Origin of the sequence: Nonomuraea sp. KM90 (assembly GCF_052246675.1) — a bacterium.
In the GTDB taxonomy this organism is placed as follows: Bacteria; Actinomycetota; Actinomycetes; order Streptosporangiales; family Streptosporangiaceae; genus Nonomuraea.
In genome coordinates this window covers 198,637-225,148 of record NZ_JBQQCB010000009.1, presented here as the reverse complement: position 1 = coordinate 225,148, position 26,512 = coordinate 198,637, and the positions used below count along the sequence as shown (strand labels likewise).

The window sequence follows — 26,512 nt, the reverse complement described above, 5'->3', positions numbered from 1 at the left end:
CCGCCGCCGCGCTGCTGCGCGAGCACCTGCCCGAGCTCAAGGTACGCGTCGTCAACGTCGTGGACCTCATGCGCCTGCAACCGCCCTCGGAGCACCCCCACGGCATGGAGGACGCCGAGTTCGACACCCTGTTCACCACCGACAAGCCGGTCATCTTCAACTTCCACGGCTACCCGTCGCTCATCCACCAGCTCACCTACCGCCGGCACGGCCACGACAACATCCACGTGCGCGGCTACAAGGAGGAGGGCACCACGACGACGCCGTTCGACATGTGCATGCTGAACGACATCGACCGCTACCACCTGGTGCTCGACGTGATCGACCGGGTGCCCGGCCTCGGCGCCACGCAGGCCCACCTGCGCCAGCACATGACCGACGAGCGGCTGCGGGCGCGGGCGTACACGCGGGATCATGGGGAGGACCCCGCGGAGATAAGATCGTGGACATGGCCGGCCGCATTCTCGTCCTGAACACCGGCTCCTCGTCCATCAAGTACGAGCTCGTCGACATGCGGACCGGTGAACGGCCCGCCCGCGGGCTGGTGGAGCGCATCGGCGAGGAGCTGGGACGCCTGTCGCACCGTGTGGGCGACGGGCCGCCCTACGAGAGGCAGGCCCGCTTCGCGGGGCACGACGAGGGGCTGGCCGCGGTCATGGAGGCGTTCGGGACGGCGGGGCCGGAGCTCGACCCCGTCGCGGTCGGGCACCGCGTCGTGCACGGCGGTGCCCGGTTCACCGAGCCCGTGCTGGTCGACGACGACGTGATCGCCGCCATCGAGGAGCTGGCCCCGCTCGCGCCGCTGCACAACCCGGTCAACCTGGCCGGCATCCGGCTCGCGCGCAAGGCGTTCCCCGAGGTGCCGCAGGTGGCGGTGTTCGACACGGCGTTCCACCGCACGCTGCCGCCGGAGGCGTACACGTACGCGGTGCCCCGCGACTGGCGCGAGCGGCTCGGCGTGCGGCGCTTCGGCTTCCACGGCACCTCGTGCGCCTACGTCTCCCGCCGCGCCGCCGCCGTGCTCGGCCGCGACCTGGCCGAGCTCAACCTGATCGTGCTGCACCTGGGCAACGGCGCCAGCGCGACCGCCGTCTCCGGCGGCCGCAGCGTCGACACCTCCATGGGCCTGACCCCATTGGAGGGGCTGGTCATGGGCACCCGCTCGGGCGACGTGGACCCCGCGATCGGCGGCTACCTCGCCCGGGTGGAGGGGCTCGACGCCCAGCGGGTGGAACACCTGCTCAGCCACCAGGGCGGGCTGCTCGCGCTCACGGGGACCGGCGACATGCGGGAGGTGCGCGCCAGTGGCGACGCCGGCGCCAGGCTGGCCCTCGACGTCTACACGCGGCGCATCCGCAAATACGTCGGCGCCTACTACGCGCTGCTCGGCCGGGTGGACGCGATCGTGTTCACCGGCGGGGTGGGCGAGCACGACGCCGCCACCCGGGCCGAGTCCCTGGCCGGGCTGGAGCGGCTGGGCATCGCGGTGGACCCGGCGCTCAACGAGGCAGCCTCGTCGCTGGAGCGGGCGGTGTCGCCGCCGGGGTCGGAGGTGGCGGCGCTGGTCATCCCGACGGACGAGGAATGGGAGATCGCCCGGCAGGCGTACGCGCTGACCGGCGACGGCTCGTAACAGGCGGCACCGCCCCGACCGCTCCCCGACCGCGACCGTCCCCTGATGGCAACCGTTCCCTGACTGCGGCCTTCTCCCGCCTGCGACGGCGGGGAGCGGCTCAGGGGTCTTCGCCGTCGTCGCGGCGGGCGAGCGGGACGGCCGGCACCCAGAACTCCACCGTCGTGCCCCCGCCCGGCGTGCCGCGGATGTGCCACCAGCCGCCCGCCGCCTCCGCGCGCTCGCGCATCTCGATCAGCCCGAAGTGCCTCGCCTCCGCGTCCGGGGACGGGGACGGGGACGGGAGCGGGGACGGCTCAAGGCCGGCGCCGTCGTCCTGGACGGTGACGTGCACGCCCAGGTCGAGCGAGGACAGCTCCACCGTGACCCGGCTCGCGCCGGCGTGCTTGCGCACGTTCGTCAGGGCTTCCTGGCAGATGCGGTAGACGGTGACCACGGTCTCGGCCGGCGGCTCGCCGTCCAGGTCGGCCCGCAGCTCATGGGTCAGGCCCGTGCCGGCCTTCACCTGGTCCAGGTAGGCGGCCAGGCTCTCCACCAGGCCCTCGGCGGGCGGGCGCAGGCTGAAGGCGAGGTCGCGCAGGCGGTTCACGGCGGCCTCCACGGTCTCGTCGAGCGTGCGCACCTCGGCGGCGTGCTCCTCCGGCAGCTTCTCCGCCCACGTCCGCAGCCGCATCCCCACCGCGACCATGGACTGGATGGTGTCGTCGTGCACGCCCGAGGCGATGCGGCGGCGCTCCCGCTCCTGGGCCTGGACCAGGCGGGCCAGCAGCAGGCCGCGCTCGTCCAGCGCCCTGGACATGCTGCGCCGCTCGGTCAGGTCGCGGGTCACCTTGCCGAATCCGCGCAGGCCGCCGCCGTCGTCGTACAGGGCGGTGATGACCACGCTGGCCCAGAACCGGGTGCCGTCCTTGCGCACCCGCCACCCCTCCTCCTCCCACCGGCCGTCGGCGGCGGCCTCCGCCAGGCCCTTGGCGGGCCTGCCCGCCGCGACGTCCTCGGGCGGGTAGAAGACGGAGAAGTGGGTGCCGATGATCTCCTCGGCGGAGTAGCCCTTGATGCGCTGCGCACCCACGTTCCAGCTGACGATCACGCCGCGCGGGTCGAGCATGAAGATGGCGTAGTCAAGGATGCTCTGGACGAGCAGCCTCATATCCTCCTGGGACTGGCCATGCTCAGGCATACCGCAGCCTTTCATGACCAGCACAGAGAGCCAAACCGGATTCAGGCCTCGGCCGGACCCGCCTGAAGGGGAGCGAGCCGGGCAGCCAGCTCGCACCACACCACTTTGCCACCCTCACCTGGCGAGACGCCCCAGCCGGTGGACAGCAGCCGGACGACGTGCAGCCCCCAGCCGCTCGCCGGCCCCGGCTCGCGCGCCTCGGGCAGCTGTGCGCCGCTGTCGCCGACCTCGACCCGCACCCACGACGCGTCGGCCCGCAGGCGCAGCTCGGGCGGGCCGTCCCCGTGCACGAGCGCGTTCGTCACCAGCTCCGACACCACTAACAGGACGTCCTCGTGGCGCCCCAGGTAGCCACATTCGCGCAGGGCCACGCGGGCCAGGCGCCGGGCCTCTGTGATGCTGCCCATCTCCTGGGGCAAACGGGTGTCCACCTGGTACGGCTCGACCTCCTTACTTACCACGCCTCTACTCTCACGGAGTGCGGCGGCCGGTCACGAGACGCAATCGCGCCAGGCGGGCTGATACAGATGTGGGAAGTGACCTGGTGCGTTTGCGTCAATCCAGGAGGCCGTCCCGGCGGGCGAAGGCCACCGCCTCCAGCTTGGAGCGGGCGCCCAGCTTCTCCAGCACGTGCTGGACGTGGTTGCGGGCCGTGTTGTGGGCCACGCCGAGGCGGTCGCTGATCTCGTACGTGCTGGCGCCCTCGGCCAGGAGCAGCAGCGTCTCGCGCTCGCGGGCGGTCAGCGCCGAGCCCACGTGGCCCGCCCGGCCGGTCAGCCGGTCGAGCACGCCCGGCAGCAGCCCCGGCGCGAACACCACCCCGCCGGCCGCCACCTCCCGCACCGCCGACTCCAGCTCGCCCAGGCGCGAGGACTTCACCACCAGTCCGGCGCCGCCGGCGGCCACGACCCTGGCCGCCACGGACGCCGTCGCCTCGCCGGTCAGCACCAGCACCCGGGTCCTGGGCGCGACGGCGGCCAGCCGGCCGATGGCCGTGATGCCGTCGCCGTCGGGCAGGCGGCGGTCGAGCACGACGACGTCGGGCTGGCACCTGCCGGTGTCGGCCAGGGCGCCGGCGATGGTGCCGGCCTGGGCCACCACGTCGATGTCGGGAGCGCGGCCGAGCGCCAGGCCGATGGCCTCCGCGACCATGGCGTGATCTTCCACGAGAACCAGCCGGATCGAGGGGGCGGTCGGCATCGTGCGTTGTCCCTTGTGGTGTTGCAGCTCGTTTCGGCGTCGCGGGCCGTCGGTCGTGCGGGCGGGCTCGCGGCTATGAGCAGTCTCGCACGCGCGGCGACAGCCCGCAGGCGACCACGGCCGCCACCGGGCGCACCATTGGTAGGGTTGTCCGGAAATATGCCGATCTGGACGGGTGGGGATACGTGGAGGTCGAACAAACAGCACTGCCGGGAATCGGCCTGCGGCACGATTTCACCACCCGCAAGGGACAGCGCGTGGGCGTCATTTCCCACCGCACCGGCCGCCGGGACCTGGTGATCTACGACAAGGACGACCCCGACGCGGTCTGCCAGACGGTCAAGCTCAACGACGAGGAGGCCGACGCCCTGGCCGAACTGCTGGGCGCCCCCCGCATCGTCCAGCGGCTCAACCAGCTGCACCAGCAGGTCGAGGGCCTGGTCAGCGTGCAGATCCCCATCCCGGCCGGCTCCCCGTACGCCGGCCGCCCCATGGGGGACGCCCGCGTGCGGACCCGTACGAGCGCCTCCATCGTCGCCGTCGTGCGCGCCGGGCAGGTGTTCGCCAGCCCCGGGCCCGAGTTCGTCTTCGGCGCCGAGGACGTCGTGGTCGTCGTGGGCAGCGAGGACAGCACCGCAGAGGTGGCCGGCATCCTGGTGAGCGGGTAGGGCCGCGGGTGCACCATACCGCTGTCCTTTTTCTCGAGTTCGGTGCTGTCCTCCTTGGCCTGGGACTGCTGGGCGCGCTGGCGTTGCGGGTCGGCATCTCCCCCATCCCGCTCTACCTGATCGCCGGCCTGGCGTTCGGGACCGGTGGCGTGCTGCCGCTGGCCACGAGCACGGAGTTCATCTCGACCGGCGCCGAGCTGGGCGTCATCCTGCTGCTGCTCACGCTCGGCCTGGAGTACAACGCCGACGAGCTGGTCACGAGCCTGAAGGGCAACGCCCGCGCGGGTGTCGTGGACCTGGTGCTCAACGCCGCGCCCGGCGCCATCTGCGCGTTACTGCTGGGCTGGGGCCCGGTGGCGGCCGTGGCCATGGCGGGCGTCACCTACGCCACCTCCTCGGGGATCACCGCCAAGGTGCTGTCCGACCTGGGGTGGATCGGCAACCGGGAGACGCCGACGGTGCTGTCGCTGCTGGTGTTCGAGGACCTGACGATGGCGATCTACCTGCCGGTCCTGACCACCATGCTGGCGGGGCTGAGCCTGCTGAGCGGGGCGATCGCGGTGGGCATCGCGCTGCTGACCGTGACCGTGGTGCTGGTCGTGGCGCTGCGGTTCGGGCGTTTCATCGAGGCGTTCGTGTCCAGCCCGAACTCCGAGGTGCTGCTGCTGAAGGTCGTCGGGCTGGCCCTGCTGGTGGCGGGGCTGGCCCAGCAGCTGAACGTGTCGGCGGCGGTCGGCGCGTTCCTGGTCGGCATCGCGCTGTCGGGCGAGCTGGCCGAGGACGCGCAGGCGCTGCTGGCGCCGCTGCGGGACCTGTTCGCGGCGGTGTTCTTCGTCTTCTTCGGCTTCCAGACCGACCCCGCGAAGATCCTGCCGGTGGCCGGGCTGGCCACCCTGCTGGCCCTGGTCAGCATGATCACCAAGCTCCTGACCGGCGTGTACGCGGCCCGGCGGGCCGGCATCGCCAAGGCCGGCCAGGCGCGGGCGGGCATCGCGCTCATCCCGCGCGGCGAGTTCAACATCGTCATCGCCGGGCTGGCGGTGGGCGCGGGCGTGCATCCCGACCTGGGCGCCCTGGCGGCGGCGTACGTGCTCATCCTGGCCGCCTTCGGCCCCCTGGCGGCCAAGCTGGTGCAGCCGCTCATCACCGCCATCGCCAAACGGGCCTAGCCGGGAGCCGCGTCCGCTAGTTTGTTCGCATGGCAGAGCGCAAGCACGGTGTCCCGCCGCCCCCGACGGAGAAGACGATCAGGTCCGCCGACTGGGACAGCCTCGAGCTCTCCGGCGAGAGCTACCAGCGGGTGCTGTTCCAGGACGTGGACATGACCGAGCTGGTCGATCGCGGCTCCTCGTTCGAGGAGTGCCAGTTCAGGAACGTGCGGTTCAACGTGTCGGTGCACGAGGACGCCCGCTTCCTCAACTGCACGTTCTCGCGCTGCTCGTTCTTCGACGCCACGTTCAGGGGCTGCAAGCTGACGGGCAGCATGTTCGACGGCTGCACCTACGGGCTGCTGAAGGTGGAGGGCGGCGACTGGTCCTACGTCGGGCTGCCCGGCGCCGACCTGCGCGGCAGCGCCTTCCACGGCACCCGGCTGCGCGAGGCCGACCTGACCGGGGCGCGGCTGGAGGGGGCGGAGGTGCGCCGCGCCGACCTGTCGGGGGCGTGGCTGCGCGGGGCCGACCTCACGAAGTGCGACCTGCGGGGCAGCGATCTGAGCACGTTCGACCCGCACGAGGTCTCGCTGAAGGACGCGGTGATCGACCCGTTCCAGGCGACGGTCGTGGCGGCGGCGCTCGGGTTCGACGTACGCGAATAGCCCGTCCCACGCCAGGATGTCCGTGTGCGAGAACTCACGCCGGCCGAGCAGGCCGTGTCCGCGGCGCTCCCCCGGGGCCAGGAGGTCGACCTGCGCTCGGGCGACCCCGTCCACGACTCCCCCGCCGACGCCGCCGCCTGGGATCCCGGCCGCACCATCCGCGCGGAGGTGCTGGCGGAGCTGCTGCTCGGCGAATACGCCGACCCGGGGGACAAGCCGGGCCTGCGCCTGGCCGGGGCGCGGATCACCGGCCTGCTCCACCTGGCGTTCGGCGAGATCGACTTCCCGATCACGTTCGAGGGCTGCGCCTTCGACGAGCGGCCCGACTTGTACCAGGCCCGCACCCGCTTCCTCAGCTTCGCCGGCTCCCGGCTGCCGGGCCTGATCGCCTCGAACATCCAGGTCGAGGGCAACCTGCGGCTGACGGACTGCCACGTCACCGGCGAGCTGCGCCTGCCCAGCGCCCGGATCAACGGCAACCTCACGCTGAACCGCGCCCGCCTGGACAACCCGGGCGGCATCGCCATCAACGGCGAGCACCTCGACGTGGGCAGCAACCTGCGCGCCCAGGACGGGTTCACCTGTGACGGCGAGATCATCCTCACCGCGGCCCGGGTGGGCGCGGCCGTCAACATCGACGGAGCCCGCCTGCGGGCCCCGCGCGGGGTGGCGTTCGGGGGCGGCAACATGGTCGTCCAGGCGGGGCTGTTCGCGCGGGACGTGGAGGCCGAGGGCGAGGTCAGCCTGCGGTTCGCCCGCGTGGCCGGGCCGCTCACGCTGCGCGGCTCGCGGCTGCGCAACCCCGGCGGCCTCGCGGTGCGCGGCGGCGGCCTGAACGCCGAGAGCGGCCTGTTCATGTCGCTGGTCGAGACCGAGGGCATCATCTGGCTGGAGGGCGCCGCCATCGGCCGCACGCTCAGCCTCGACGGCGCGCGCCTGCGCAACCCGGGCGGCCTGGTGCTGGCCGGCGGCAACATCGTGGTCAACGGCGCGCTGCTGGCCCGCGAGGGGCTGTCGGCCGAGGGCGAGATCAGCCTGCTGGACGCCTCCGTCACCGGCCCCGCCCACTTCGAGGGCGCCCGGCTGGTCAACCCCGGCGGCGCGGCGCTGTCGGCCAACGGCATCACGGTCGGCAAGGTGCTCAACCTCTGCGACGGCTTCTCCGCCCAGGGCCGCATCCGGCTGACCGGCGCCCGGATCGGCAGCCGCCTGTGCCTCCACGACGCCACGCTGGAGGCGCCCGGCGGCGCGGCGCTCAAATGCGGGCGGATGGAGGCGCGGGAGCTGGCCCTGCGCACCGCCGAGCCGATCCGGGGCACGGTCGAGCTGCGGCACGCGCGCATCGGGTTGCTGCGCGACAGCCCAGGCGTGTGGCCGGACGCGCTGCGCATGGACGGGCTGTCGTACGAGGTGCTGGAGCCCATGCTGCCGGCCGCCGAGCGGCTGGACTGGCTGCGCCGCGACCCCGACGGCTACCTGCCGCACGCCTACGAGCAGCTCGCCGCGATGTACCGGCGGCTGGGCAGCGACGCCGACGCCCGCGACACGCTGCTGGCCGGCCAGCGGCAGCGCCGCGCCACCCTCCCCTGGTACGCCGCGCTCTGGGGCCACCTCCAGGACGTCACCGTCGGCTACGGCTTCCGCCCGCTGCGCGCGGCCGGCTGGCTGGCGGCGCTGCTGGTCCTGGGCACGGTCGTGTTCGCGCTGGCCGAGCCGCCGCCGCTGAAGCGCGGGGAGGCGCCGGAGTTCAGCTCGCTGGTCTACACCTTGGACCTGCTGCTGCCGATCATCGACTTCGGGCAGGAGAAGGCGTTCAACCCGGGCGGCGGGACGCAGTGGCTGGCGTACGGGCTGATCGTGGCGGGCTGGGTGCTGGCCACGACGATCGCCGCCGGCCTGACCCGCTCCCTGCGCCGCGCCTGAGCCGCCCCGGGCGGCACGGTCAGGCGTTCACCGCCCGCAGGGCGCCGGGGCGGCGGCCGGTCAGGCGGTCGAGCGCGGCCGCGGTGGCGGGGTCGGCGGGCAGGTAGACGACGATCCGCTGCTCGCCGCCGGTCAGGTCGAGCGCCTCCCTGGCCAGCCGCAGCTCGCCGGCCTCCGGGTGCGCCATGCGCTGCACGGGGGCCATCCGCGCCGGCTGGGACGGCCCGGCCAGGCGCCCGGTGAAGGCCTCGCCCGCCGCGAACGACAGGTCGGCGATCAGCTCCGCCGCGTACGGGTCGTCGGTGCCGGCCTCGTACTTCAGCGCGGCGGCCTGCTCGTCGGCCACCCGGTCCCACTCGGGGTAGGCGATCCTGGCCCGCACGTCCGCGAACGTGTACCTGATCAGGTTGGGCGCCTCGCCCTCCAGCAGGCCGACGGGGCCGAAGAGCCGGTCGAACCCCGCGGTGCGGTCGAGCACCTCGCCCAGCCGGTTGAGCAGCACGGCGGGCGCCGGCTCCAGCCGGTCGAGCAGCGCCCGCACGGTGGGGCGCACGGTGCGGTCGGGCGCCTGCCCGGCGGCCGGGCACAGGGCGATGCCGCCGCTGCTCACCTTGGCCAGGTGGCGCAGGTGGATGCGCTCCTCCGGGGTCATGCGCAGGGCGTCGGCGAGCGTCACGAGCACCTGGACGGACGGGTTGCGGTCGCGGCCCTGCTCCAGCCTGGTCAGGTATTCGACGCTCACCCCGGCCACCGTGGCCAGCTCGGACCTGCGCAGCCCGGGCGTGCGCCGCCGGGCGCCGTCGGGCAGGCCGACGTCGGCGGGCTTGATCGCCTCGCGGCGGGCGCGCAGGAAGGCGCCCAGCTCGTTGTCGCTCACGTGCCGAGTGTAGAACCGGCGTCCCCGCCTTATCGTGGCCCTCCGGGGGCCAGTCTGAGCGCGGCCTTCCTCCGCGCCCGGCGGCGGGGCAGGTTGGTGCCCATGACGAACATGAGATTGGCGGTCATCACGGGCAGCGTCCGCGCGGGCCGCTTCGGCCCCACGGTCACCCGGTGGTTCGCGGAGCAGGCGGCCACGCACGGGCTGTTCGACCCGGACATCATCGACCTGGCGGACACGCCGTTGCCCGCGGTGCTCCCGGCCACGGCGGAGGAGCTGGCCGACGTGCACGGGCGGCCCGCGGACCTGCGGCGCCTGGCCGGGCGGCTGGCGGAGGCGGACGCGTTCGCGGTCGTGACCCCCGAGTACAACCACAGCTTCCCCGCCTCGCTCAAGCACGCCATCGACTGGCACTCCACGCAGTGGCAGGCCAAGCCGGTCGCGCTCATCTCGTACGGCGGCTTCGGCGGCGGGCTGCGCGCGGCGGAGCACCTGCGGCAGGTGTTCGCCGAGATGCACGCGGTGACGATCCGCAACTGGATCAGCTTCGACCAGCACTGGACCCGGTTCGACGCCGACGGCCGCCTGGTGGATCATGAGGGGCCGGAGGGGGCGGCCAAGGCGCTGCTGGACCAGCTCGGCTGGTGGGGCAGGGCCCTGCGGGAGGCCCGGCTCGCCACTCCCTACCAGGCTTGAGGGGTGTCGTGATGCGTTACCGTCTGCTGGGCCGTACCGGGCTGAGGGTCTCCGAGCTGTTCCTCGGCGCGATGACCTACGGCGAGGCGTCGCCGGAGGTGCGGCGCATCTTCGACCTGTACGCCGAGGCCGGGGGCAACGTCGTGGACACCGCCTCCATGTACGGCGAGAGCGAGAGCGTCGTCGGTGAGGTCCTCCAGGGCCGCCGCGACCGGTTCGTCCTGGCCACGAAATACACCGGCACCCGCGACCGCACCGACCTGAACGCGGCCGGCAACCACCGCAAGAACCTCGTGCTGTCGCTGGAGCAGAGCCTGCGGCGGCTGCGCACCGACTACGTCGACCTGTTCTGGGTGCACGTCTGGGACCGCAACACGCCGGTCGAGGAGACGATGCGGGCGCTGGACGACGTGGTGCGCTCGGGGAAGGTGCTCTACGTGGGCATCTCCGACGCGCCGGCGTGGGTGGTCAGCCGGGCCAACACGCTGGCCGAGTGGCGCGGGTGGACGCCGTTCGCGGGGCTGCAGGTGCCGTACAGCCTGCTGCAGCGGGACATCGAGCGGGAGCTGCTGCCGATGGCCCAGGCGTACGGGATGAGCGTGGCGGCGTGGGGGGTGCTGGCCCGCGGCGTGCTGTCCGGCCGGTACGCCGCGCCGGACGCGGCCGCCTCGCGCGTGTCACCCGATTCGCTCGGCGAGCGTGAGCGGGCCGCGGAGCGGGCCGTGATCGAGGTGGCCGGCGAGCTGGGCGCCACGCCCTCGCAGGTCGCGATCGCCTGGGCGCTGCGGCGCGGCGTGCACCCGATCCTCGGGACGAGCAGCGCCGAGCAGCTCAAGGACAACCTGGGGGCCTCGGACGTGACGCTCCCCGAGGAGGCGCTGCGGCGGCTGGAGTCGGCGGTGGAGTTCGAGCTGGGCTTCCCCGGCGACTTCATCGGCCAGGTGGACCGCAGCCCGGACATCTACGGCGACGCCCTGCCCCGCCTCGACGGCCGCTGACCCCGGTTCAGCACAGCCCCATGGCCGTCTGCCACAGACCCGGCAGCGCCGCCAGGACCCGGTCCCCGCGGCGCCGCCGGTCGGTGAACGTCTCCGCCCCCAGATCCGCCAGCAGCTCGCGGAGACCGTCCGTGCAGTCGGCCGCGTAGTCGTCCACATGGCCATCCACGTGGTGGTCCGCATGATCGTCCAGGTGATCGGCCAGGTGGTCGGCCGCGCGGTCGGCCAGGTGGTCGCCGGCCGCGGCCCGCTTGGCCACGCACCGCGCGTACGTGGCCACCACCCAGAAGACGGCCTCCCGGTGCAGCCCCCGCTCGATGAGCTCGCGGGTCCCGTCGATGGCGGCCGGCCGCGCCACGGGGCTGATGTCGGAGTCGAACCGGTACGAGGGCGCCCGCACCGAGGCGGCGGCGTCGAACGCCCGCTCCAGCGCCGCCAGGTGCCACCGCACCCGCGCGGCGTCGAGATCGGCGCAGCCGAGCAGCTCGAGCAGGCTCTCGTGGAACTCCAGCCGCCCGTGCTCGGCGAGCAGCTCGCGGACGGCCGCGTACCGGCGGCGGATCGTGGGGTTCCGCAGCCCGGCCACCAGCAGGACGTGCGCGGTCACCCCGGTGCCGAACAACCACGAGTTGACCTGGTCCACCAGCGGCGCGGACTCGTCCATGCCGTTGATCCAGCCCCGGACCCGGTCCATGGCGTTGGTGCACCGCGCCAGGATCCAGGGCCGCTCGGCGAAGTCGCGGGCCACCACGCGCTGGAGCTCGGTCAGCCGCCCCGACGGGTCGGCCAGCACGCACGGCAGGTGGAAGCTGCCGGCCAGGTGGTAGTCGCTGAGCACCTCGTGCGTGGAGCCGAGCCCGGTGATGGAGGAGACCTCCAGCAATACCTCTTTGTAGCGAAATTTCCCTATATGACCGATGCGAGCGGCCGGGTCCGCGACCACCATGACGTCCACGTCCGAGGTGGGGGCCAGCTCGGCACCCGCGTCGGCCCACAACGCCGACCCGGTCAGGAACGCCCCGCCGAACCCGGGCAGCCCGGCACCCTCTTCGAGCACCCACTGCCGCGCGACCTGTCTGGCCTGCTCAACCCGCATCCACTTCCTCCCGATCAGGGCCGCGGCGCGAGGTCCTGAACAGGACGAACGCACCCAGCACGACTAGCACCGCCAGCCCGCCCCAGATCCAGCCAGGGACGCCGCCCGATGCCGCGGGCCCCTCGCCGGCCGCTTCCGAGGGGCCGGCGACCGCCGCTGGATCCGTCGCCGGACCCGTGGCGGGACTCGCCGCGGCGGACGGTGCGCCCGCCGCGGACCCCTCATCGGTGGCCGAGGGCGAAGCCGATGACGAAGATGATCCTTTCACGCTGAAAGGGATTTCGCCCTCAATGGGATGCCCATCGGACGAAACGACACGCCACGCGAGCACGTACGAGCCGGGTGCGAGCGGCTGCGGGAGGTCGGCGAGGACCTTGGGCCCGTCGAGCCGCGGCTTGCCCAGGGCGACCTCCTTGCCGGCCGCGTCGTGCAGCACGACGAACGGGAACTTGACGCTCGCGGTGTATTCGAGCTCGATCTCCTCGACCGAGGACATCTGGGCGTTCCTCGCGGGAGAGCTGCGTTTGAGCGTGTCGTGGGCGAAGGCGGGTGAGGCGAGAAAAGTCACGAAAGAAGCCAGGAAAAGGGCGCAGGCGAGTGCCACCCTGCGGAAGTGCCGCGGCGTGAATGCCATGATGGGTCTCCAGAATGATCTTCCGGACGACCGGGCCCGTGGCGCCGGTGTCCGGACACAGGCAAGGGCGAAAGGGGCAGGCAGCGTCAGTGACGCGCCGCCGCCGCGGGCGGCCCTCGCCTGCTGATCGTTCCGGGGACGGTCCGGCCCGCGCACGCGGCGGCGCCGGGCGGCACCGGCAGCGGCCTCCGCTGCTCGGGCCCGGCGTCCTGTCCGGCGGGGGCGGTGACGAGCAGCCGGATGACCGGGCGCGGTGCGCCGTACAGGCGGATCATGAGCCACAGCGCGCGCTCGCCGCGGTGCAGCCACCACGCCGTCAGGGCCGCCACCGTGAGGTGGACCAGCACCATGCCCGAGGACGGGTGGGCGTGCGCGTGGTCCGGGCCGATGGCGGGGGTGAGCCGGTCGAAGAGCTGGTGCAGCACCATCTGGGTGCTCACGGTGGCCGCCAGCACGGCCGCGGGGCCGCGCTCGCGGCCGTCGATCGCGTAGGCCAGGCCGAGGGCGGCCAGCACCCCTGCCAGGTAGACGCCGAACGGGACGGCCGCCCCGCCGGCCAGCGCGTGCCCGCCCGCCGACACCGCGCCGCAGACCGTCGCGAACACGACGGCCCGCGCCAGTCGCAGCACCGCGGCCGCCGCCACCGACCCACCGGCCGTGGAGGACGACCCGGCGGACGACCCGGCGGACGACCCGGCGGGCGACCCGGCGGACGACCCGGACGGCGCTACGGTGAGCGCCGCGGGACGCGCGGTGGGCGACGTGAAGGGCACATTCGACATCCTTCCACACGGTTCGCGGGATCCCGGAGGTTCGGAACGCTCGCGTGCGGGCAGTGGACTCCGATGGACGTCGCCACCAGCGCCGGCGAGGACCTGGAGAGGCTGGTCCGCCGGGAGCTAACGGACGCGGGTTTCACCGTCGAGCCGTCGCTGATGTCCGCCGACGGCGGGCTCGGAGTCTGGCACGACCCCACGCGCGGAGTGGTCGTCACGTGGGGCACCTCCGCCGACCAACTCGTCAAGTACGGGACCATCCGCGCCGCGGTCCAGCTCGCGCTGCGTACGGTGCTGGCCGACGCGGGCCATCAGGTCAGGGAGGAGTTCAACGGCCTGGAGCTGATCGTCACTTCCTGACCTCGCGCAGCGGCCGCCCCACCTCGTGCAGGTGCCGCAGCGCCTGTCCCCATGACTCCAGCAGGCCGCATTCGACGTAGTCGATCCCCAGCGAGGCGCAGTAGTCGCGCACGATGGGCTGCGCCCGCCGCAGGTTCGCGGTGGGCATGCTGGGGAACAGGTGGTGCTCGATCTGGAAGTTCAGGCCGCCGAGCGCGGTGTTGACCAGGCGCCCGCCCCGTACGTTCCGGGAGGTCAGGACCTGGCGGCGGAGGAAGTCCAGCTCGTCCTCGGCGGTGAGCACCGGCATGCCCTTGTGGTTGGGCGCGAAGGTGCAGCCGAGGTAGACGCCGTAGCACGCCTGGTGCACGACCAGGAAGAGCAGCGCCTTGGGCAGCGGCAGCACCAGGAACACCGCCCCCAGGTACGCCAGCACGTGCGCCACCAGCAGCAGCCCCTCGGTCCGCCGGCTCTTGAGCGACTCCTTGCGCAGCGCGCGGAAGCTCGACACCTTCAGGTTCAGGCCTTCGAGCGTGAGCAGGGGGAAGAACAGGTACGCCTGCCGGCGGCCGATGAACCGGGGCAGCCCCCGCGCGGCCTCGGCCTGCTTCTCCGACCAGAGGAGGACGTCGGGAGAGACGTCGGGGTCGTGGTCCTCGTGGTTGGGATTGGCGTGGTGGCGGGTGTGCTTGTCCATCCACCAGCCGTAGCTGAGCCCGACGGCCAGGTTGCCCGCGATCAGCCCGGCGATCCTGCTGGTGCGCCGCGACCGGGAGATCTGTCCGTGCGCCAGGTCGTGGGCCAGCAGTGTGACCTGCGCGAACGCCACCGCCATCAGCACGGCGATCGGGATCTGCCACCAGGAGTCGCCGACCGCGGCGAACACCGCCCAGGTTCCCGCGAACAGGGCGGCCACCAGCCCGATCCGGACCGCGTAGTAGCCGGGCCGCTTGTCGAGCAGCCCTTCCTGGGCGATGCGCCGCGACAGCTTCGCGAAGTCGCTCCCTCGCCGGGTTTGGGGGGCGGTCTCTGCGACAGTCACATTCGTCTCCGATGCCGATGAGTTTGTGATCATTCATCAGCATCGCGGGCGATGGGGGTCGCGCGGACCCCCGCTGTCACCCGTCCTCTTGGTAGTGCCCGCCCTACCAAGGGACGCCCCCGCCGCCGGGGGATCGGGCCGCCATCGCACTCAGCGTGGCACTGGACGACCTCACCTGGTGGGGAATGGCGGGCGGCGGGGGCGCCGGCTAGGCGAGCTGCAGGGCCGGCATCACCTCGGGGGCGGCGGTCCGGCCGTGGATGTGCAGGTCGGGGCGGAAGGCAGAGAGGTAGGCCGCCCGGTCGCGGAAGGTCGCGGCCAGGGCGTCACCGTAGTCGATGAGCTGCCGGTGGGCGTGCCTGCGGGGCTCGTAGCGGGCGTACAGGAGACGGTCGAGCAGCTCGGCGTCGCCCGCGGCGGCGCAGATGACGTCGGCCAGGATCTCGGCGTCGTGCAGCGTGTAGCTCATGCCCATGCCGGTCATCGGGTGGCAGGCGAAGGCGGCCGAGCCGAGGAGGGCGGCGTTGCCCTTGTGGTAGGCGTCCACCCGCAGCGAGGAGACCTTGATCCGCTGCCAGGTGGCGGGTTGCAGGGCGTTGAAGGCGTCGGAGCTCTCGGTGACGAACTTCTTCAGCTCGTCCAGCAGCGCCGGGATGCCGTCCTGGAAGATCTCCTTGTCGTCCTCCGGGGGCAGGCCGACGAACACCCTGGCCTCGTCCATGTTGATCGGGTACAGGTAGGCCAGCCAGCCCTCGGAGCTGAAGTACAGCCGGTTGAGCTGGGCGACGCTGGCGCTGAGCGGCACGGTGGCCACCCGCATGAGCAGCCGCTCGTACGGCATCGTGCGCTGCTCGATGCCGAGCGCCTGCCGCACCGCGGACTTGGTGCCGTCGGCGCCGATCACGACGCCGGCCCGCAGCCGCCGCCCGTCGGCCAGTGTCAGCTCCTCCACGCGGCCGTCGCCCATCGCGATGTCGTCGATGCTGGCGTCGAACCAGAAGTCGACCCCCTCCATCGCGCAGGAGGTGTAGATCAGCTCGACCAGCTCCCGGTAGGGCCGGATGAGGAAGCCGCCCTCCGGGTAGTGGCACTCCTGGATGGGGTCGCCGTCGTGGTAATAGCGGATGATGTCGCGCCTGAGGCCACGGCGTCCGACGAGGTCAGCCAGTCCGTGCCTGGCCAGCACCCGCAGCCCGGGAGGCTTGAGGAAGTCGGCGCCCGCGCTCGGGACCGAGGGTCCCTGCTCGATGACGACGACGTGCCGGCCGCGGCGGCCGAGCAGTAAGGCCAGGAAGCAGCCGCCGAGCCCGGCGCCGACGATGGCTACGTCGCACGATGTGGTTGCCATGACGAGAGCCCTTCTAGAGGTTGAACTAGTTCGTGTGCCCGCGGGTCCCGGCGAACGGGCCGGGTTCGGCCGCCCGCGGCCGCGGGATGTGGTCCGTAGGGGGTGTGCGGGTCTCGACTGGCAGCAGCGCGTCGGCCTCGGCCGCCACGGTGGCGAGGGTCATGCGCAGCTCGAGCAGCAGCCGGCGCGGGACCTTGACCATGACGTCGCCCGGGTCCGGCCGCAGCCGCGTGATCTTGGTCAGGGCCAGCGCTCCGATGAGCACCGAGATGGCCACGCACATCGCGAGCGCTCCGGCCAGGCCCGCGAAGGGCCCGGTCATGAACGGGTGGTCGATCACGACCGACACGACGGCGACGCCGACGGCACCGCCGACCATGCGCGCCATGGTGGCCGCGCCGACGGCGGAGGCGTACTGGTGGGGGCGGGCGGCCAGGGTGGTGGCGACGGAGGTGCCGGGCGCGAGCGCGCCGACCCCGACGCCGACCACGACGCTGGCGACCAGGCCCCACACGGTGGGTCCGGCCTGCATGAGCACGAGCACGCACGCGCCGCCGCAGAGCAGGGAGCCGGCGTAGATCAGGCCGTACGCGCCGACCCGCTTGACGATCTTGCCGGCCAGGAAGCTCGTGACGACGACGGCCACCGACGTGGGGGTCAGCCACATGGCCACTTCGAGCATGGGGTAGCCGAGGTGGAGCAGGTACAGCGGTTGCACGGTCAGCAGCCCGTACGACAGCGCGCCGAATCCCCAGGTGGCCAGCCAGCCCCAGACGAACCGGGGACGCCGCCACAGGGCCAGGTCGATCGCGGGCAGGCGGTGGTGCCTGGCCTGCGCGAGCGCGCCGCCGAGCAGGGCCAGCGCCGCCAGCGCCAGCCACACCACGTCCATGCCCCAGGCCATGGCCTTGGAGATGGCCAGCACGATCACGGCGATGCCGGCCGCCAGCAGCCAGGCGCCGAGCACGTCCGGCACGCCCTTGGCGTTCCCGCGCCGGCCCGAGGGCAGCGCGGCGCAGGCGATCAGCAGCAGGACGCCCATGACCACGTCGGGCACGAACAGCGCCCGCCAGCCGACGGTGGCGGCCAGCCAGCCGCCGCCCGCCTGCATGAGCAGGCAGCCGAGGCCGGAGGCGGAGCTCCACAGCGCGATCGCGCCGCGCCGCTGGGACTCCGGCAGCTCCCCGAGCAGCAGCCCGAGGCTGGCCGGGATCATCGCCGCGGCGCCCGCGCCCTGGACGGCCCGCGCGGCCAGCACGGACGACCAGGACTCCACGGTCACGGTGGCGATCGCGCCCACGATGAACACCACGAGCCCGACCGCCAGCACCCGGCGGCGGCCGAACAGGTCGGCCCAGCGGCCGGCGGTGGCCAGCAGCGCCGCGATGGGGATGAAGGCCGCGCTGGTCAGCCAGACCAGGTCGCCCAGCGGCATGCCGGCGCCGGCGGGCGTGTACCGCAGCACTCCCACTGCCAGGGTGGTGGCCGTGGTGTCGGCCATCACCGTCAACATGACACCCGCACCGACCAGGCGCAGCATCACTCCGTGACGCCGGTCCGCGCCGGTCGTGCCCGTCCCCCGGACAGCGGCTGGTGACGAACGCACGTGGTTCCTCCTATGGAAGCGTCGGTCGGTCTCCGCCGGAGGCACACTCCGGCTGTGCTGACGGCGGAGCCGGACGTCGGTTCTGGCCCGGTGGTCCAGGCCGGTGGTTCTGGCCCGGTGGTTCTGGCCCGGTGGTTCTGGCCCGGTGGTTGAGGCGCTGTGGTTCAGGCGCCGTACCGGCCGGGCGAGAGCAGCCCGTCCGGGTCGAGCGCGGTCTTGAGCCGGTGCAGCATGCCCAGGCCGGCGGTGCTGGTCTCGGACCAGACGTCGGCGGCGGCGTGGTCGATGTCGGAGCGGTAGATGGCGCAGCCGTGCCCGCGCAGCAGGCAGTTGCCGTCGTTGCGGAGCTGGTGCGCGCGGTAGGCCGCGTCGGGCGCGCCGCGCTCGAAGAAGATCTGGATGACGCCGTTGGCCATGTGCCTGCTGACGAGGTTCCACTCGACCATGAGGGCGGTGGTGTGCGCGTCCACGGCGGTCTGGAGCGCGGCCAGGAGGTGCTCGGTCCGGCGGGCGTGCATCGGCAGCAGCGGCAGCAGGGCCAGGAAGCCCATAGGGCCCTCGTCGATCCGGTCGCACGAGGTCACGCCGAGCGCGTTGTGCACGCCCAGGCAGGTGGGGATGCCCTGCGACATGAGCGCCCTGGCGTAGAGCGGGTCGTCCGGGCCCACCTCGGCCGTGTCCAGCACGCGCAGCGCCTCGGCGCCCTCGACCTCGATGAGCGCCTTGCGCAGCAGCTCCTCGGCCAGCTCCACGGTGGCGTCGCTGCCCATGAGCGGCCCCATGATGGTGAACAGGCTCGGGTCGACGCCGGCGGGCAGGGCCCAGTCGCCGTGGCTGGGAACCAGCGACAGCTCGCGCACCCGCATCAGCCCGTCGGCCGGGTTCCCGCGGCGCAGGAAGCCGGAGACCGCGCCGACCGCCACGCCGACCTGGTCGCGCGGGATCCGGCCGTGCACGAGCCCGATGGTCTGCGGGCGCGGCACCAGCGACACGGCCATGGCGGTGACGATGCCCAGGTTGTGCTGGACGAACGCCTGCGTCAGGTCGGGTCCGGCCACCCGGCCGTGGTAGCGGCCCGCCGGGTCGAGCCCGCCGGTGGTGACCACGCTTCCGTCGGCCAGCACGGCCTCGATCCCGGCCACGTCGTGGACGCGGGAGCGGATGCAGCCGTCGCCGCGGTCGAGCGCGTTGCCGACCACGGAGGTGTCGGCGCACGAGGCGGTGACGTTGAGCATCCACGGGGTGTCGCGCAGCACGGCGGCGAGCTGCCGCTGGGTGACTCCCGGCTCGATGACCGCGAAGCCGGCCTCCAGGTCGAGGCTGCGCACCCGGTTCATGCCGCCGAGGTCGACGACCAGGTTGTCGTCGGTGACCGGCATGGCCGAGCCCATGCCCCAGTTCCTGCCGGTGCTGATCGGGTAGAGGCGGCGCTTGTCGGTCATGGACTGCCGGACGAGCGCGCGTACCTCGTCGAGGGTGCGCGGCGTTTCGACGCCCGCCACGGATCGCGGCTGGTGGCCCCCGACGTCACGCGACCTCAGCTCCGGTCGCGATAGGTCCTGCATGGCTCTCCTCAAGGGGTGAGATTCGCTTTTCCGGCTCCCGGGGCCGGGCGCCGTTGGGGGGCACACGTCAGGCGGTGTGCTGGAGCAGGTCGTCGATGGAGCCGATGGCCTGGTTGGACATCTCCCTGATGCCGAGCAGCCGCTGCTCGACGAAGACGTCTCCGTGGACATCGCCGTGGACGTCGGTGTGGACGTCGGCGGGGGCGGGCGGGGCGGCGTCGGGGAAGTCGAGCGTGCCGCGCGGCGCGGCCTGGGCCGGTACGTCGTGCAGGCCGTACGGGTGGCGCCGGACGTGATCGGCGCGCTCGTGCCTGGTGCGGGCGGGCAGGTGCGGGGGGGTTCGCATGACGGGAGCTCTCCTACCGGATTCGGATGGGGTTTTCCGGGCGACCGCTCGCCGTTGAGCGGCTCGAGGTCAGCGCGCGCCCTCCTCGAGGTCGGCGTGCCCGACCCGGGGAGTGACGGCCGCGGGGGTCGCCCGCGGCACGCCGTGGTTGATGACGCTCGCGGCGATGCGGCGCTCGGCCAGCCCCATGTGGGGACGGCTGCCGCCGGTGGAGCTCGGCCGTGCGGTGGCCGAGCCGCGGATCATGGAGCTGGCGTGCACCCATCGGCGCGATTCCACCAGCACCTCACGCTGCGCGCGGATGAGATCCGCGTGCAGGGCGTAGTGCTCGCAGACGGCCCGCGCCAGCACCCGTGCCATGACGAGGTGCTCTTCGCAGGCGCCCGCGACCTTCGCCTCCAGGCCGGTGACCTGGGCGAGGAGCAGTTGCAGATGCGGCAGGCCCGAGCCGCGCTCGAACCCGTGGAGCTCGGCCAGCCGCTCGGGCCAGCGCAGCCGCCGCTCGATCGAGGCGCACACGTCCGCCACGAGCTCCGCGGCGGGGCGGCCGTCCGGGTCGCGGCCGTCGAGCTGCACGGCCCGCTGTGCCGTCGGCCCGAAGTCGGTGAGCCTGCGCAGCCCGCTCTGGAGCAGGCGTACGCGGTTGTGCAGGCACGCGGCGCTCCAGCCGAGCACCAGCAGACGGTCGGCGTCCGCCTCGCAGTGCCAGCCCACCAGCGCCACCTCGCGGGCCATGCGGTGGTAGAGGACCCACGACTCCTGCTCGGCCGGCGGCGCCGGGGTGTCGATCCACACCTGCAGGCCGCCGGGGGGCAGCTCGGCGACGCCGACCTCCATGCCGGGCACGACCCTGGCGCAGATCCGCTGGACGACCCGCTGCTGCGCGGCGGTCTCCGGCGCCATCGGCACCGGGCCCGGCAGCACGCGTTCTGGGGCCACTCTCGCCCTCGGCTCGATGCTCATATGGGCCACCTCCTGACCCGTGGTCTTCTCGACCTACGTAAATTGACACTTAATAGTGCCGTCCCGATCGTCGTAAGACCGGGGATTCCTGTCAACTGTCACTTAACGGAACTAGCATGATTCGCGCCCGGCCGCCGCGCCCCGCGACGTGAACCCGCGACTTCCCGCAGGTGAATGCGGCGTTACGGAGGGTCGATGATCTAGAGTCCGTACGGTGCGCTGAATCCAGAACGACAGCCGAGGAGCGAACCCGTGCCGGTGACCAGAGCCGTGGTCGCGGCCTTGTCGATGGCCGCAGGGCTGCCCGCGCACCCCGGTCCGGTGCAGGCCGGAGCCAATTACTGCGTGCTACCGGAGCACTCCCAGCAGTCCGCGCGGAGCGGGCCTTACCTGATCGATACTGCTTCCTCACTAGACTGGATTCATCCCAATCCGCCGCCCGCCGCGCGCGAGCCGACGGACTCCGAGCGCCTCGACTTCGCCGGGTTCCCGAACGTGTCGGCCCTCGACGTGACCGGCCCCCGCGGCGCCCCGGAGCAGAAGGTGATCAGCACCTTCACCACGAACGTCGACAAGGTCGTCACCCTCACCAACTCCGCGGCGGTCTCGGAGGACGGCGGGCTCACCTTCGGCCCGGCGGGCGCGACGCCGCTGCGCGAGTCCCCGGTCGAGCTGCTCGACGGCCGCTTCTTCGCCACGGAGTACTACCTGGCCAGGACCGGGCCGCACACCGCCAAGCTGGGCGTGCTCACCTCGTCGGCGCTGGAGGACGGCGAGAGCTGGCTGCGCTCGGAGGCGACCCTGACCACACCCGGCGACCTGCTGCCCGGCGGGGCCGCGCACGGCGCCCCGATCCAGCTCGCCGACGGCACGATCCTGATCACCGCGTACGCCCGGTACACCGGCATGGGGGCCTACCAGTCCGAGGTGTACGCCAGCGTCGACGGCGGCCGCACCTTCGAGCGCCGCGGGGTGATCGCCGCGCCGCCGCCGGGGTTGGCCTACAACGAGGCCGCCGTGGAGTAGACGCTGGACGGCAGCCTGCTGGCGGTGCTGCGCCGCGACGGCGAGCCGTACTCGACGCTGCACCAGAGCCGCTCGACCGACGGCGGGCGCACCTGGTCGCCGGTGCGCGAGCTGCGCTTCGCCGGCCAGGACTGCGTGGTGCGCGGGGTGGCGCCGCGGCTGCTGCTGACCCCGGGCGGCGTCCTCGTGCTGAGCTCGGGCCGCCCGGACAACTGGCTGGCCGTCTCCCCCGACGGGCTCGGGGAGGAATGGCTGGAGCCGCGGGTGACGTACCACAACCGCGACGGGGTGTGGGACACGCACGGCTCGTCCGGCTACACCGGCCTGGCCGCCGTCGGGCCGCACCGGATCATCCAGGTGTTCGACAACTGCAAGCTGCCCGGCGTGCGGCCGGACGGGCTGCTCGACGAGACCGCGTGCCCGGCGCACGGGCGGTTCGAGCACGGCGGCTGGTACGCGGTCAAGCGGCTGCTGTTCACCGTCGCCACCGCGGGCACCAGGCTCGACCTCGCCGAGCTGCGGCGGCGCGGCGACCTGCGGATCTCCACGACGATGCGGTGGTCGAGCCGGCTGCGGCCGAGGACCCGCCCCGGCGGGGCCCTGGACGGCAGCACCGGCTACTGGTCGAGCGCCGTGAGCCGGGGCCCGGGCCGCTACGTGCTGCACTTCGACCGGCGACACGTCATCAGCCGGATCGGCCTCAGCCTGCGCCCGGGCCACCCGGCCGGCGCCCGCGTGTACGTCTCCGCGGACGGGCGCTCCTGGGGCGACCCGGTGGTCACGATCAAAGACAGGATCGACCACGCCCTGCGCTACGACGACATCGGCCGCACCGCCAGACACGTCAAGATCGTCGTGGATGCCACAAGGGACTGCGACCCGGAAATAGGCCGCGCGTGCGGCATGCTGAACGAGGTCGAGCTCTATTCGTGAATATCCGCGGCGGCCGGACAATAAAGTTTTCTGTCAGTTACCGAGTTTAGTCCGGCCGGGGAATACGCTGAACGTCCGCGGGGGCCCGCGCCGACGGCACCCCCGCGCGACGCCTTTCCGTTCCGGCGCGAGCCGTCACCGCTCCGGCGGGAGCTCCTCGCCGCGCCCGAACGTCCGGTTCTCGTCCCTGGTCACGCCTTCCTCGTCGATCTCCACCCGCTCCTTGCGGATCTGGCCCTCGACGGTCTCCTCGCGCTGGACGTCCTGCTTGTGCACGTGGACGCGCTCGACCGGCTTGGTCTCCTTGCCGACGACCGGACGCTCCTCGTGCAGGATCATCTGCCGCTCTTCTTCGCCTATCTCGTACGTGCCGGACATCTCCCCGTCCCGAATCGGCTCGCGCTCGATCACGACCTCCTCGTGCGAGAGCGGTACCTTTTCGTGGACGTTTTCCGTCTCGACGTACTTGTGCAGGCGTACGCGGCCGGTCTCCCTGCTTTCCTTGCCGATGCGGAGCCGCTCCTCCGACCGCGTCATGTCGATGTCGCGGTCCTCGGTGATGCCCCCTCGCGTCTCGCCGGCCAGGCCCCCGCGCCTTTCGCCGGTGATGCCCGCGCCGGTCTCACCGGCCAGGCCGGCCCGCTCGCCGGTGACGGGCCCGCGCGTACGGGTCTCGCTGCCGCGCTGGCGCGGGATGTCCGTCGGCTGCATGCCGTAGTAGCGGTAGAGGTCGGCCTCCTCGTTCAGGGACAGGCGACCGTCCACGTCGATGTTGGGCGCCCCCTTGATCATCTCCTTGTCGAAGGGGACCCGGATCTCCTCACCCGAGCGGCGGGCGTTGGCCAGCGGCACGAAGGTCTGCTTCATCCCGAAGAACCCCGTGCGTACGGTCACCCACTCCGGCTCGCCCGTACGATCGTTGAGGTAGACCTGGCCCACCTTGCCGATCGACTGTCCGTCCGACCCCACCACGTGGCAGTCGAGCAGATTACGGATCTCTGTTTGCATAGCCACGACGATCCCCCCGATGTGTTCGTCCTGGTTCAAATGGGACAAATACCCCAAATCGCCATAACACCACACAGGGTCGCGGCAGTTTTCGTTCTATTTCAGCAAATGACGTTATGCCTTTTCAGTCGCCCTGAGCCTTGCGCAGGGCGGTCAGGTGCTCCTGCAGCGACGGCGCCGCCGCCTTGGCCAGCGCCACCACCGCCTGCGAGGAGCCGTTGGAGATCTCCGCCCTGGTGGCGGCCAGGGCCTCCGTGTGCGCCTTGACCATGCCGGACAGGAAGTCCTGGTCGAAGTCGCGGCCGGTCGCGTTCTGCAGCCGGATGAGCTCGGCCCGCTGGTCGGCGCTCGGGGAGGTGGGCAGCTGGATGCCGAGCTGCGTGGCCGTCTGGGTCACCTTGGTGTCGAGCTTGGTGTGGTCCTTGACCAGCATCTTGCCGATGGCCTTGACCGGCTTCGTGGTGCCCTTGCCCTCCGCCAGGCGCCCGGCCTGGACCTCGGTCATGTTGCCCTGGTGGATGGTCCGCATCCAGGTCTTGTCCTGCTCGGACGGCTGCGTGTCGGTCCGCGCGACCACGGCGGCGGTGTTCGGCGCCGCGCCCCCGCCGCAACCGGGAAGGGAGGCCAGGGCCGCGACGGCCAGCGACAGGGTCAGACGAGTGCGCATGAGTTTTCCTATGACATGGTGATACGTCGTCGCTACAGAGAGTAACCGTCGGGCGGGTGGCCTCCTGGCATTCCAGGTGCCCGGGCGCGGCGGCCGGCCGGATTTCCCGTACGCGGGCCGTCCCCGACAATGGCACCCGCCAGCGGCTGGAGCAGGACGTGGACGCCTGGGTGGCCACGGCCGGCGAGGACGGCACCCCCTACCTCGTGCCGCTGTCGTTCCTCTGGGACGGCACCACCCTGCTCATCAGCACGACCGGCGCCAGCCCGACGGCGCGCAACCTGCTGGCCAACGGCAAGGTGCGCGTGTCCGTGGGGCTGGTGCGCGACGTGGTGCTGATCGAGGGGACGGCCCGGGCCACGCCCGCGACCGAGATCCCGGCGGTGGAAGGCGACGCGTTCGCGGAGAAGGCGGGTTTCGATCCGCGCAAGGAGGCGGGCTCCCACCACTACTTCCACATCACGCCGCACCGGCTGCAGGCGTGGCGGGAGTCGAACGAGCTGGCCGGGCGCGACCTCGTCCGCGACGGCGTGTGGACGGTCCGAGCCCTCCCGCCCAGGAGCGTCAGCCGTAGTCCAGCACCAGCGTGGTGTGGCGCTTGGCGATGACGAGCGGCCTGCCGGAGACCGGCCCCTGGTGGGCCTCGATGCGCAGGGCGCCCGCCTCGGGCCGGCCCGCCTCGTCCCACGCCTTGACGTGCGCGGCCAGCTCCGCCGCCAGCTTGGCCCCGCCCGCTCCGTGACCGCGCGCGACCAGGGCGCCCTCCATGAAGAGCAGCGCGATGCTGTCGCCCTCGACGATGCCGGCGGTGGCGCCGTAGCCGCGGCCGGACAGCTTGCCGGTCACGGCGCACCAGCGCGGCTCGTGCAGCGCCAGCCACAACGACAGTCCCATGACGACCGCGAACGGCGACGCCGCCTCCTCCATCTTGACGGTGATCTCGGTGGGCACGGCTTCGAGCGCCGCGAGCACGTCGCCGACCTCGCGCGGCTCGGGCAGCGCCAGCGCCACGTGGGGGTCCTGGCGCAGCACGGTGACGACCTCGGTGCCCGCGAACGGCCCGCGCATCCGCATGAACCCGCACGGCGCCACGGACCTGCTGGCCCAGTGGTCGCCGGCCCGCTCCATGGCCGCCGACACCTGCACGCCGCGCAGGTCGAGCGGCACCACCAGCCGCCCGTCCGCGCTCAGCTGCTCCAGCCAGGCGGGCGCCAGGTCCCACACGCCGACGGTGGCGATCAGCCGGTCGTACGGGGCCCGCTCCGGGTGGCCGCCGGCGCCGTCGCGGCAGACCACCTCGACCTGCGGCAGGCCCGCGCCGGACAGGTGGGCCCTGGCCCGCGTGACGATGTCCTCGTCGATGTCCACGCTGACCACCCGCCCCTCGGGCCCGGTGAGGTGGGCCAGCAGCGCCGCGTTGTAACCGGTGCCCGCGCCGATCTCCAGCACCCGGTGGCCGGGCTCGACGGCGAGCTGGTCGAGCATGGTCGCCATGATGGCCGGCTGCGAGGACGAGCTGATCGGCCGGCCCTGCGCGTCGAGCTTGGTGACGATGGGCTCGTCACGGTAGGCGTCCTCGGGCTCGACGTCCGGCACGAAGAGGTGGCGCGGGACCGCGAGCATGGCGGCGGCCACGGGCTCGCTGATGTCCTGGCGCTTGCGCAGCTGCGCCACCATGGCTTCCCTCTGCTTCGCGAAGTCCATGGGGCCCATTGTCCATGCAGGCCGGATCCGTACGGGATCATCGCGGAATTCTTGGTAAAGAAAGGGTCGAGAAGGGTTGAGCCCGAGAGTTGGGGGAAGGGCAGGCAACTCCTGAACGTCGACCGTGAGGAGGAGCCGTAGTGCTCACCCTGACAGCCAACGCAGCCCAGGCGATCCGTGATCTGACCGCGGCCGCGCCCGAGCCTTCCCAGAGCGGGATTCGCATCTCGTCTCAGGGAGAGGGCGCGAGTTCGCTCACCCTTACCCTGGCCACCGCCCCCGAACCGGCGGACGCAGTGGTCGAGGCGGAGGGCGCGCGGGTCTATCTCGATCCTGTGGCCGCGACCGTGCTGGAGGACAAGTCCCTGGACGCCGGAGCCGATGACCAGGGAAGCGTGTCTTTCCTGGTCACCGAGCAGAACGCCTGAGGCGGCCCCCGCCGTGCCGGAGCCGATCGGGACTCCGGCA

General features: G+C 72.6%; 28 protein-coding genes and 1 pseudogene. 13 read left to right on the top strand and 16 right to left on the bottom strand.

The annotated features are described in order from the left end of the window. Nucleotides 1-473 (top strand): annotated as a pseudogene (locus ACTWPW_RS13720) (phosphoketolase); the annotation flags it as partial. Continuing rightward, entirely contained in the window at nt 449-1,633 is a 1,185-nt protein-coding gene (locus ACTWPW_RS13715; protein ID WP_375108532.1) for an acetate/propionate family kinase, read from the top strand. The pseudogene ACTWPW_RS13720 and the gene ACTWPW_RS13715, both read left to right, overlap by 25 nt. Nucleotides 1,634-1,733: 100 nt before the next feature. Here ACTWPW_RS13715 and ACTWPW_RS13710 read toward each other — a convergent pair whose 3' ends face one another. From ACTWPW_RS13710 to ACTWPW_RS13700, 3 genes are all read right to left on the bottom strand, one after another. Next, nucleotides 1,734-2,783: a PAS domain-containing sensor histidine kinase gene (locus ACTWPW_RS13710; protein WP_443168937.1), complete on the bottom strand. Its 1,050-nt coding sequence runs from the start codon at nt 2,781-2,783 to the stop codon at nt 1,734-1,736. Between the two features lie 71 nt (nt 2,784-2,854). Next, entirely contained in the window at nt 2,855-3,274 is a 420-nt protein-coding gene (locus ACTWPW_RS13705; RefSeq protein WP_375108534.1) for an ATP-binding protein, read from the bottom strand. Between the two features lie 94 nt (nt 3,275-3,368). Then, nucleotides 3,369-4,013, bottom strand: a complete 645-nt coding sequence (locus ACTWPW_RS13700; protein WP_375108535.1) for a response regulator transcription factor — start codon at nt 4,011-4,013, stop codon at nt 3,369-3,371. A 185-nt stretch (nt 4,014-4,198) separates the two neighbouring features. Here ACTWPW_RS13700 and ACTWPW_RS13695 point away from each other — a divergent pair, with 185 nt between their 5' ends. From ACTWPW_RS13695 to ACTWPW_RS13680, 4 genes are read left to right on the top strand one after another with little or no spacing between them, the layout of a single operon-like run. Further along, nucleotides 4,199-4,681 (top strand): cation:proton antiporter regulatory subunit, encoded by a 483-nt coding sequence (locus ACTWPW_RS13695; protein WP_364126389.1) that lies wholly within the window; start codon nt 4,199-4,201, stop codon nt 4,679-4,681. Nucleotides 4,682-4,689: 8 nt separating this feature from the next. Then, a complete protein-coding gene (locus ACTWPW_RS13690) occupies nt 4,690-5,850 on the top strand; it encodes a cation:proton antiporter (protein WP_375108536.1) in 1,161 nt (386 codons plus the stop codon). A gap of 29 nt (nt 5,851-5,879) precedes the next feature. Next, nucleotides 5,880-6,497 (top strand): pentapeptide repeat-containing protein, encoded by a 618-nt coding sequence (locus ACTWPW_RS13685; RefSeq protein WP_375108537.1) that lies wholly within the window; start codon nt 5,880-5,882, stop codon nt 6,495-6,497. A 24-nt stretch (nt 6,498-6,521) separates the two neighbouring features. After that, entirely contained in the window at nt 6,522-8,420 is a 1,899-nt protein-coding gene (locus tag ACTWPW_RS13680) for a hypothetical protein (RefSeq protein ID WP_443168936.1), read from the top strand. 19 nt (nt 8,421-8,439) lie between these two features. Here the strand turns inward: ACTWPW_RS13680 and ACTWPW_RS13675 are convergent, their stop codons facing one another. Continuing rightward, nucleotides 8,440-9,297: a helix-turn-helix domain-containing protein gene (locus ACTWPW_RS13675; protein WP_443168935.1), complete on the bottom strand. Its 858-nt coding sequence runs from the start codon at nt 9,295-9,297 to the stop codon at nt 8,440-8,442. 102 nt (nt 9,298-9,399) lie between these two features. On the opposite strand from ACTWPW_RS13675, the gene ACTWPW_RS13670 reads away from it, so the two are divergent. Together ACTWPW_RS13670 and ACTWPW_RS13665 are read left to right on the top strand one after the other, a co-directional pair. Then, nucleotides 9,400-9,993: an NADPH-dependent FMN reductase gene (locus ACTWPW_RS13670; RefSeq protein WP_375108540.1), complete on the top strand. Its 594-nt coding sequence runs from the start codon at nt 9,400-9,402 to the stop codon at nt 9,991-9,993. A gap of 11 nt (nt 9,994-10,004) precedes the next feature. After that, nucleotides 10,005-10,991 carry an aldo/keto reductase gene (locus ACTWPW_RS13665; RefSeq protein ID WP_375108541.1) on the top strand — a complete coding sequence of 329 codons (987 nt, stop codon included), beginning with the start codon at nt 10,005-10,007 and terminating at the stop codon, nt 10,989-10,991. A gap of 7 nt (nt 10,992-10,998) precedes the next feature. On the opposite strand, the gene ACTWPW_RS13660 is transcribed toward ACTWPW_RS13665, so the two are convergent. The 3 genes from ACTWPW_RS13660 to ACTWPW_RS13650 form a co-directional block, all read right to left on the bottom strand. Continuing rightward, complete coding sequence (locus tag ACTWPW_RS13660; protein WP_443168934.1) at nt 10,999-12,087, bottom strand: hypothetical protein; 1,089 nt, start codon at nt 12,085-12,087, stop codon at nt 10,999-11,001. Next, the gene (locus tag ACTWPW_RS13655; protein WP_443168933.1) at nt 12,077-12,721 is read right to left on the bottom strand and encodes a copper resistance CopC family protein; all 645 of its coding nucleotides are present in this window, start codon (nt 12,719-12,721) and stop codon (nt 12,077-12,079) included. Before ACTWPW_RS13655 ends, ACTWPW_RS13660 begins: the two co-directional genes overlap by 11 nt. An 86-nt stretch (nt 12,722-12,807) precedes the next feature. Continuing rightward, nucleotides 12,808-13,494: a hypothetical protein gene (locus ACTWPW_RS13650; RefSeq protein WP_443168932.1), complete on the bottom strand. Its 687-nt coding sequence runs from the start codon at nt 13,492-13,494 to the stop codon at nt 12,808-12,810. A 72-nt stretch (nt 13,495-13,566) separates the two neighbouring features. Here ACTWPW_RS13650 and ACTWPW_RS13645 point away from each other — a divergent pair, with 72 nt between their 5' ends. Next, nucleotides 13,567-13,857, top strand: a complete 291-nt coding sequence (locus tag ACTWPW_RS13645) for a hypothetical protein (RefSeq protein WP_375108545.1) — start codon at nt 13,567-13,569, stop codon at nt 13,855-13,857. On the opposite strand, the gene ACTWPW_RS13640 is transcribed toward ACTWPW_RS13645, so the two are convergent. From ACTWPW_RS13640 to ACTWPW_RS13615, 6 genes are all read right to left on the bottom strand, one after another. Next, on the bottom strand, nt 13,847-14,878 hold the full coding sequence (locus tag ACTWPW_RS13640; RefSeq protein WP_443168931.1) for a fatty acid desaturase family protein: 1,032 nt from the start codon (nt 14,876-14,878) through the stop codon (nt 13,847-13,849). The two genes, ACTWPW_RS13645 and ACTWPW_RS13640, sit on opposite strands and share 11 nt — an antisense overlap. A gap of 208 nt (nt 14,879-15,086) precedes the next feature. After that, the gene (locus tag ACTWPW_RS13635) at nt 15,087-16,226 is read right to left on the bottom strand and encodes an FAD-dependent monooxygenase (protein ID WP_443168930.1); all 1,140 of its coding nucleotides are present in this window, start codon (nt 16,224-16,226) and stop codon (nt 15,087-15,089) included. 25 nt (nt 16,227-16,251) lie between these two features. Then, nucleotides 16,252-17,832 (bottom strand): MFS transporter, encoded by a 1,581-nt coding sequence (locus ACTWPW_RS13630; RefSeq protein ID WP_443168929.1) that lies wholly within the window; start codon nt 17,830-17,832, stop codon nt 16,252-16,254. A 164-nt stretch (nt 17,833-17,996) separates the two neighbouring features. Beyond that, nucleotides 17,997-19,397, bottom strand: a complete 1,401-nt coding sequence (locus ACTWPW_RS13625; protein ID WP_375108549.1) for an FAD-binding oxidoreductase — start codon at nt 19,395-19,397, stop codon at nt 17,997-17,999. A gap of 67 nt (nt 19,398-19,464) precedes the next feature. Beyond that, complete coding sequence (locus tag ACTWPW_RS13620) at nt 19,465-19,743, bottom strand: hypothetical protein (RefSeq protein WP_443168928.1); 279 nt, start codon at nt 19,741-19,743, stop codon at nt 19,465-19,467. Between the two features lie 69 nt (nt 19,744-19,812). Next, nucleotides 19,813-20,706, bottom strand: a complete 894-nt coding sequence (locus ACTWPW_RS13615) for a hypothetical protein (RefSeq protein WP_375108551.1) — start codon at nt 20,704-20,706, stop codon at nt 19,813-19,815. A 252-nt stretch (nt 20,707-20,958) separates the two neighbouring features. On the opposite strand from ACTWPW_RS13615, the gene ACTWPW_RS13610 reads away from it, so the two are divergent. Beyond that, entirely contained in the window at nt 20,959-21,732 is a 774-nt protein-coding gene (locus ACTWPW_RS13610; protein ID WP_443168927.1) for a sialidase family protein, read from the top strand. Nucleotides 21,733-21,756: 24 nt separating this feature from the next. Further along, a complete protein-coding gene (locus tag ACTWPW_RS13605; protein WP_443168926.1) occupies nt 21,757-22,665 on the top strand; it encodes a hypothetical protein in 909 nt (302 codons plus the stop codon). A gap of 135 nt (nt 22,666-22,800) precedes the next feature. Here the strand turns inward: ACTWPW_RS13605 and ACTWPW_RS13600 are convergent, their stop codons facing one another. After that, on the bottom strand, nt 22,801-23,673 hold the full coding sequence (locus ACTWPW_RS13600) for a DUF2382 domain-containing protein (protein WP_443168925.1): 873 nt from the start codon (nt 23,671-23,673) through the stop codon (nt 22,801-22,803). A gap of 124 nt (nt 23,674-23,797) precedes the next feature. Continuing rightward, nucleotides 23,798-24,340: a DUF4142 domain-containing protein gene (locus ACTWPW_RS13595; RefSeq protein WP_443168924.1), complete on the bottom strand. Its 543-nt coding sequence runs from the start codon at nt 24,338-24,340 to the stop codon at nt 23,798-23,800. 56 nt (nt 24,341-24,396) lie between these two features. Here ACTWPW_RS13595 and ACTWPW_RS13590 point away from each other — a divergent pair, with 56 nt between their 5' ends. Beyond that, nucleotides 24,397-24,948 (top strand): pyridoxamine 5'-phosphate oxidase family protein, encoded by a 552-nt coding sequence (locus tag ACTWPW_RS13590; protein WP_443168923.1) that lies wholly within the window; start codon nt 24,397-24,399, stop codon nt 24,946-24,948. On the opposite strand, the gene fxlM is transcribed toward ACTWPW_RS13590, so the two are convergent. Then, nucleotides 24,905-26,044 (bottom strand): methyltransferase, FxLD system, encoded by a 1,140-nt coding sequence (gene fxlM, locus ACTWPW_RS13585; protein WP_443168922.1) that lies wholly within the window; start codon nt 26,042-26,044, stop codon nt 24,905-24,907. The genes ACTWPW_RS13590 and fxlM overlap by 44 nt on opposite strands. A 140-nt stretch (nt 26,045-26,184) precedes the next feature. Between fxlM and ACTWPW_RS13580 the strand changes: the two genes are divergently transcribed. Then, on the top strand, nt 26,185-26,472 hold the full coding sequence (locus ACTWPW_RS13580; protein WP_375108557.1) for a HesB/IscA family protein: 288 nt from the start codon (nt 26,185-26,187) through the stop codon (nt 26,470-26,472). Nucleotides 26,473-26,512: the final 40 nt, after the last annotated feature.

Excerpts from the sequence above, each read along its gene's own strand:
- ACTWPW_RS13660 (WP_443168934.1), bottom strand. The coding sequence starts at position 12,087 with ATGCGGGTTGAGCAGGCCAGACAGGTCGCGCGGCAGTGGGTGCTCGAA.
- ACTWPW_RS13645 (WP_375108545.1), top strand. The coding sequence starts at position 13,567 with ATGGACGTCGCCACCAGCGCCGGCGAGGACCTGGAGAGGCTGGTCCGC.
- fxlM (WP_443168922.1), bottom strand. The coding sequence starts at position 26,044 with ATGGACTTCGCGAAGCAGAGGGAAGCCATGGTGGCGCAGCTGCGCAAG.
- ACTWPW_RS13715 (WP_375108532.1), top strand. The coding sequence starts at position 449 with ATGGCCGGCCGCATTCTCGTCCTGAACACCGGCTCCTCGTCCATCAAG.
- ACTWPW_RS13595 (WP_443168924.1), bottom strand. The coding sequence starts at position 24,340 with ATGCGCACTCGTCTGACCCTGTCGCTGGCCGTCGCGGCCCTGGCCTCC.
- ACTWPW_RS13625 (WP_375108549.1), bottom strand. The coding sequence starts at position 19,397 with ATGCAGGACCTATCGCGACCGGAGCTGAGGTCGCGTGACGTCGGGGGC.
- ACTWPW_RS13635 (WP_443168930.1), bottom strand. The coding sequence starts at position 16,226 with ATGGCAACCACATCGTGCGACGTAGCCATCGTCGGCGCCGGGCTCGGC.
- ACTWPW_RS13670 (WP_375108540.1), top strand. The coding sequence starts at position 9,400 with ATGACGAACATGAGATTGGCGGTCATCACGGGCAGCGTCCGCGCGGGC.
- ACTWPW_RS13620 (WP_443168928.1), bottom strand. The coding sequence starts at position 19,743 with ATGCGAACCCCCCCGCACCTGCCCGCCCGCACCAGGCACGAGCGCGCC.
- ACTWPW_RS13600 (WP_443168925.1), bottom strand. The coding sequence starts at position 23,673 with ATGCAAACAGAGATCCGTAATCTGCTCGACTGCCACGTGGTGGGGTCG.
- ACTWPW_RS13655 (WP_443168933.1), bottom strand. The coding sequence starts at position 12,721 with ATGGCATTCACGCCGCGGCACTTCCGCAGGGTGGCACTCGCCTGCGCC.
- ACTWPW_RS13700 (WP_375108535.1), bottom strand. The coding sequence starts at position 4,013 with ATGCCGACCGCCCCCTCGATCCGGCTGGTTCTCGTGGAAGATCACGCC.
- ACTWPW_RS13615 (WP_375108551.1), bottom strand. The coding sequence starts at position 20,706 with ATGAGCATCGAGCCGAGGGCGAGAGTGGCCCCAGAACGCGTGCTGCCG.
- ACTWPW_RS13710 (WP_443168937.1), bottom strand. The coding sequence starts at position 2,783 with ATGAGGCTGCTCGTCCAGAGCATCCTTGACTACGCCATCTTCATGCTC.
- ACTWPW_RS13665 (WP_375108541.1), top strand. The coding sequence starts at position 10,005 with ATGCGTTACCGTCTGCTGGGCCGTACCGGGCTGAGGGTCTCCGAGCTG.
- ACTWPW_RS13685 (WP_375108537.1), top strand. The coding sequence starts at position 5,880 with ATGGCAGAGCGCAAGCACGGTGTCCCGCCGCCCCCGACGGAGAAGACG.